Genomic DNA, 1020 nt, shown 5'->3' with positions numbered 1-1020 from the left:
GCGATCTTGGTCACGACTGCATGGTGGTTGCGCCGGCCCTGATCCCGAAGCGGCCGGGCGAGCGCGTCAAGACCAACCGGCGGGACGCGGTCACGCTGGCGCGACTGCATCGGGCGGGCGAACTGATCGGGGTGTGGGTGCCGGACGTAGTCCACGAGGCTGTCCGCGATCTGGTCCGAGCCCGCGAAGCCGCAGCCGACGACCTGCGCCGCAAACGCCAGCAGCTGCTCTCATTCCTTCTGCGCCATGGGCGGATCTACCAGAACGGCGGTCATTGGACATTGGCGCACCGGCGCTGGCTTGCCCGACAGAACTTCGAGCATACCGCGCAGCAGATCGTGTTCCAGGAGAAGATCGACGCGATCGAGGACGCGGCTCAGCGACTACACCGCCTGGATGAGCAGTTGCGCGCCGTCGTGCCAACTTGGTCCATGGCGCGAGTCGTTGAGGCCTATCAGGCCATGCGCGGCGCCTCGTTCCTGGTCGCAGTGATATTTGCGGCCGAGATTGGGGATGTGCGTCGCTTCGATACGCCGCCGCAGTTGATGGCCTTTCTCGGCCTTGTCCCGGGGGAGCGCTCGACCGGTGACACGGTTCGCCGGTCGAGCCTTACGCTCGCCGGCAATCGACGCGCCCGCCGCGCCCTGGTCGAAGCGGCATGGACTTACCGCTATCCTGCCAGGGTCAGTGAGACCCTGAGGGTGCGGCTCGAGGGGCTGCCCAAGGCCGTCCGCGATATTGCCTGGAAGGGGCAGCTCCGGCTCTGCGCCCGCTATCGTCGCCTCAGCGCCGCCGGCAAGAAACCGCCGGTGGTCGTGGCTGCGATCGCACGCGAGATGGCCGCCTTCTTGTGGGCCATCGGCCGGGAGGTCGCGCCGTCATAGCCGGTCTCGACCCAACCCGCTGCACAGTGTTGGGGGTGGGGCCACGGTGGGGAACTCCCGTCGCTAGTTATGTGGCCAAGCCGATGCGCCCGACGCCCGCCCTCTAGACCGAGGACAGCCCCGAGACGAAGATACG

1 protein-coding gene is annotated in these 1020 nt (G+C 67.5%); it reads left to right on the top strand.

Features of this window, described 5'->3' with window-relative positions; all coding sequences use genetic code 11:
- Positions 1-884: IS110 family RNA-guided transposase (locus NKI58_RS35420; RefSeq protein WP_352854529.1), on the top strand; the 884-nt coding region annotated here is incomplete at its 5' end.
- Positions 885-1020: the final 136 nt, after the last annotated feature.

Source organism: Mesorhizobium sp. M0522 (genome assembly GCF_040321085.1).
Classification (GTDB): Bacteria; Pseudomonadota; Alphaproteobacteria; order Rhizobiales; family Rhizobiaceae; genus Mesorhizobium.
Note: the sequence above shows the minus strand (reverse complement) of the source record. Positions and strands in the feature narration are given on the sequence as shown.